This window comes from Staphylococcus sp. HMSC069D12 (assembly GCF_001810405.1).
In the GTDB taxonomy this organism is placed as follows: domain Bacteria; phylum Bacillota; class Bacilli; order Staphylococcales; family Staphylococcaceae; genus Staphylococcus; species Staphylococcus haemolyticus.
In genome coordinates this window covers 1-4,797 of the sequence record NZ_KV801122.1, presented here as the reverse complement: position 1 = coordinate 4,797, position 4,797 = coordinate 1, and the positions used below count along the sequence as shown (strand labels likewise).

Genomic DNA, 4,797 nt, shown 5'->3' with positions numbered 1-4,797 from the left:
TTGGCGACTAAATCAGATAACGCATAATATACAACTAAAAAAACAACGGAGTAATTAAGAAATTACACAATTTTATTATAACATCTTTTGCTCTGTTGTTTCATCAGAGGTGAAGAAATTGAAAAAAATAAAGCTAGAACACGATGCCCAAGTATCGGTAGTTTGGTATAACAACCTAGATTCTCGTTCCTTTAAGAGTTTTTCACAACCTAAATGGAGTGAATTAGTTAATAGATTAGCGATACCACAAAATAATACTAATAAATATGCTCGTGGTGTTGCAGTATACGGTGATATAAAAGATGGTATTGATGAAGATGGTAAAGAATACAAAAAGTACCGTAACAATGACAATGTGATTTATCGTGATGTTCTAGTGTTGGATTATGATGATATACCCAATTTGAGACCACTGCATGATGCAATTACAGACACTTTAAAAGGTGTTGCGTGGTTTTGGCATACTACGTTTAATCACCAAACAGAAAGCCCTAGAATACGCTTGTATGTGCCATTAAGTGAGCGTGTTAATGCAGATGATTACCGTAAGTATACAAAAGTGTTAGTAAGCAAGATAGGTCATAGGGTAGATGAGGGGAGCTTTCAACCTAGCAGAGCGATGGCCTTGCCCGTATATCAACAAGATAAATATCCATTCTTACATCAACATAATGACGCTCCCATTTTGAACGTTGAGACACTCGAAAAGTGGACGGAAGAAACCGAAGTGCCAACAGATCAACCAATTATAAATAACTACAACAAACGTGATGATGCTTATTGGCGTGATATTAGTTTTTCTGTTGAAAAAGGTAATCGTAATAATTCATTAGCTAGTTTGATAGGACATTTGTTTAGCCGACATGTGAATGAATACATTGTATACTCATATGCTTTGCTATGGGGACAAAATGCATGTAAGCCTCCATTAAAAGAACGTGAGATAAATGCTACATTTCAATCAATTTTAAAGAAACATCGTAATAAATAGAAAGGGGGAAGTATATGGAACTAACTAAAGAGGATATTCTTCACGAAATTGAAGAAGTTAAGCAAGAAAAAGATGCTATTCAAGAAGTTATTCCCAAAGGTTATGAAATTGAACAACATCAAAATGGTGTGGCGCTTTATCAAATTATTCCTAGTAAAAAAGATGGCGAACCAGATAAAAAAATATTTATCACTAATACAATTCCCCAAATCACTGAACGATTCGAAGATATTGAAAGTAATGAAGTGAGTTTTAATATGCTTTTTTATGATAATCATTTACCAGTGAACATAGGTGTTAGTGCTGAAGAAATATCTGACAGTCGTCAATTACTAAAATTAGTTAATCGGAAATTAGATGTAACTTCAACCACTTCAACTAGGTTGATTGATTATATCAATAAGTCTAAACGATATAATCCACCAGTAAATGTTGATGTAGCCACTCGTTTGGGTCATGTGAAAGGATATTTTATTTATCCCTATCAAAAAGAAATGAAAAACAGCAATATAAAGTTATTTAACAATGATAGAGGCTTTCAAAAGTTAATAGATTCGTTCCAAAGTAAAGGAACGCTTGAAAGTTATTCAAAGCAGGTATTTAACCAAATTAAAGGCTTACCAATGGTTATGGTTATGTTATATGCGTCACTAGGTTCAGTGTTGTTGCATGAATTTGGGCTACAGCCTTTTATTGTAGAAATATCAGGTAGCACCTCAACAGGTAAGACATTCACATTAAATTTAGTTTCAAGTGTATGGGGTACAAGTGACCTTATCACTACATGGGGATCTACAAAGAATAGTATTGAAGCTATGGCATCATTCTTAAATTCATTTCCAATATTTAAAGATGATACACGTAATTCTAATCCTAAATTTGTAGCCAATGCAACTTATAACTTTTCTAGTGGTGAAAGTAAATCAAGAAGTAACATCAATTTAACACTTAATGCTAAAAAAGAATGGAGAAATATAATGCTTTCTACTGGTGAGGCATCAATTTCTAATATGGCAGATGAGAAAGCTGGTGTATCTGCTCGTGTTGTAACGCTACAAGATCAACCATATCCAGATAACTTTGACTTCACTACATTAGATAAAGCATTTAGAGAAAACTACGGTACGTTAGGCATAGCATTCATTAAACAATATGAAGCTAGACAAGAGGAATATAAGAGTGCTTTTGAAAGCTATCAACGATATTTTAATCAAAAAGGTAGTAATGAAATAATGCAACGACTAGGTCGTGCATTTGCATTATTACAGGTTACTGGAGAAATTCTAAATGATATTGAGGGATTTGAACACGATCATTTTAAAATTATTGAACAAGCCTATGACAGTATGGTTAGAAATAATAAAACGATAGATAAACCTAAGCAACTGTTAGAGGAGTTACTTCAGTATTTAGATGCGAATAGAAATAATATTGCTGGTGATGGTTATAGTTCAGTTAAAAACGGTGATATCAAAGCAATATACAAACGTGATTATCTATGTATATTAGGTCAAACGGTACACGAAAAATTAGGACATGAAATGCAGACAATTACAGGCCAATGGGATAAAAAAGGCTATTTAATAACTAGTAAAGACAGAATACAAAAAGAAGTTAGGTTTAATTCTCAAAAAAACAGAGGGTATGCCATTAAAAATGAGGTTGTAAAAGAATTAGGATTTGATTTCTCTAATTCACATAATCCATATAATTAAAAAGTCCCCGAAGTCTCCAAATAGTCCCCATTTAAAAATATAATTGGGGACTGAATAAAAGTTATTGTATCAACACTTTAATTAAGTTAGTCCCCAAAGTCCCCAAATGATTAATAGTGTATTTAATGAATAATTAAAATAAAGTAAGAGTATTTAAATATATAACCACTATTGTTTATAAAAGTGGTGACTATGGGGACTATTTCTAATAAACCGGATTATATCAAGGGTTAAAGCAGTCCCCAACAAATAATTATAATGGGTACTCACTGGGTACTAGTCCCCACTTATAAAATATGGAGGTCAAAAATGACAACAATTACAGAACAAGGATATCAACAATTTAAAATGCTAAGTAAGAATGTAATGTTTAGAAAACATGTTAAAGATAGTCAAAATGAAATTACTAAAATTTTAATGAGTTTATTAATGTATGCACCTACAAAAGAGCATAAGACAATGTTGAGTAGAGTGTTACTACTTCGAGATAAATATTATTTATATATTAGTGATGGATCGCTACATTTATTTACTAAAGATTTTAAAAGTGCGATTTCATTTAATGTTAAACAACCTAATCCGAAACATACTGACTACTTTACTGATGATTGGATAGTTGAAATTGACAATTTAAATTCACTTAAAAAAGGTTATGGCAACCAGTTAATGAATGAAGTTTTACAAATAACTTCCGTTATGAAAGTTGATATTTGTTTATGGACTGAAACCATTTCTAATACTAGATATTTTGAAAAATATGGTTTTGAAAGCATAGGTAAACTTGGAAGAGCAAAAGAAAATTTGATGATTAAAAGAAAAGAGGCGTAACAATATGAACGTTGAAATTATAGCAAATGAATTTGAAACTAGAGCAGCAACATTATTAAGGTATTTTACTGGACTGTGTGAAAGTAGTTATAAATTACCTTTTGCATTTAAGATATATAATGATCCGTTTAATGTTGTGTATATGATGAGCAAAGGGAAGATGTATGCTCATGTATTAATCAAAGATTGTGAAGTGAGAAAAACTTTTGAGATTGCCTCAGAAAAGCATACTGAGAGACTTATAGAGAGTATCGAGGGTCATTATGCAGGTTATGAAATACCAGATGGCACACATGACACTATAAGCGATATGATGGCTAGTTTCATGTTTGATAATGATTATTTCATGTATGGCCTAGAAACATTTGCAGAAAGCAATAATAGTGACATGTTCGATTATATGAGTAGAGATTTTAATATAGATGAACTTGAGGGCGTTCAAACTAGTAATGCAGATGTTATAGGTAATATGGAAATGTTGTATCAGTTAGCTACTGGCATTAATGAACCATCACCAGAATTAGTTGAGGGCTTGAAAATTATTACTGAATTTATTCAGAATGAAAAGGCTAATGCAGATGATAGTAAAGTACTAATTGAACAATTAAATGAGTTGAAACACTCTTATTACAATGGAGTGAAATCATAAATTTATCGGTCATGCACTTAGTAGGTGCATGGCTTTTTATATATAAATCGTAATTGTTAAGATTTGTTAATGATTTTAGATTGAGTTAAGGCAAAAACGAACATAAGTTCTATAATAGAAAGTGTGTGAAATTGTATGAAAAGTAGTATAAACGCTTTATTTATAGTGTTAAATGGAATGTTAAGAAGTTATATAAACGTTACTAAAATAAGAACATTTGTTTGTTATTTAGGTGTAAATTTAGTATAATAGTGTTATAGAAGTAATTATACTTTTATGTATATTGGTTAGTTTCTTGCTCACTGAAATCACGAATGCAAAATAGTTAAAAATTGTAAATTGATTGATTTGTTTCATTTAATACCTCCTCATTTACTTAGGTCTGCTCAATTAAGAATGAAATGAGGATAAAACAATGACAATAACAATTGAAAAAGAATTAACGAACGATCATATCAGAGTATTAAACGTATTACGCAACACTAAGCACGAGATTATTACTAAGCAAAATATATTTAATCAATTAAATATGGAATTTAACAGAAACAACGACAGATGGTTAAGAAATACGATTAATAGCTTAGTAGTTGATTATGGTTATCCAATCGGATACA

General features: G+C 31.1%; 4 protein-coding genes and 1 pseudogene. All 5 read left to right on the top strand.

Going from position 1 to position 4,797, the window contains the following annotated elements; genetic code table 11:
- Positions 1 to 118 precede the first annotated feature (118 nt).
- Positions 119 to 991, top strand: a complete 873-nt coding sequence (locus HMPREF2737_RS09720) for a primase alpha helix C-terminal domain-containing protein (protein ID WP_037551751.1) — start codon at positions 119 to 121, stop codon at positions 989 to 991.
- A gap of 14 nt (positions 992 to 1,005) precedes the next feature.
- Entirely contained in the window at positions 1,006 to 2,706 is a 1,701-nt protein-coding gene (locus HMPREF2737_RS09715; protein WP_037551749.1) for a DUF927 domain-containing protein, read from the top strand.
- A 309-nt stretch (positions 2,707 to 3,015) separates the two neighbouring features.
- Positions 3,016 to 3,534, top strand: a complete 519-nt coding sequence (locus tag HMPREF2737_RS09710; RefSeq protein WP_037551746.1) for a GNAT family N-acetyltransferase — start codon at positions 3,016 to 3,018, stop codon at positions 3,532 to 3,534.
- Positions 3,535 to 3,538: 4 nt separating this feature from the next.
- The gene (locus HMPREF2737_RS09705; protein ID WP_037551744.1) at positions 3,539 to 4,183 is read left to right on the top strand and encodes a pathogenicity island protein; all 645 of its coding nucleotides are present in this window, start codon (positions 3,539 to 3,541) and stop codon (positions 4,181 to 4,183) included.
- Between the two features lie 415 nt (positions 4,184 to 4,598).
- Positions 4,599 to 4,797, top strand: a pseudogene (locus tag HMPREF2737_RS09700) (pathogenicity island protein); the annotation flags it as partial.

Bases quoted from the DNA above. Each gene is read 5' to 3' on its own strand.
- HMPREF2737_RS09715 (WP_037551749.1), top strand. From the start codon at position 1,006: ATGGAACTAACTAAAGAGGATATTCTTCACGAAATTGAAGAAGTTAAG.
- HMPREF2737_RS09710 (WP_037551746.1), top strand. From the start codon at position 3,016: ATGACAACAATTACAGAACAAGGATATCAACAATTTAAAATGCTAAGT.
- HMPREF2737_RS09705 (WP_037551744.1), top strand. From the start codon at position 3,539: ATGAACGTTGAAATTATAGCAAATGAATTTGAAACTAGAGCAGCAACA.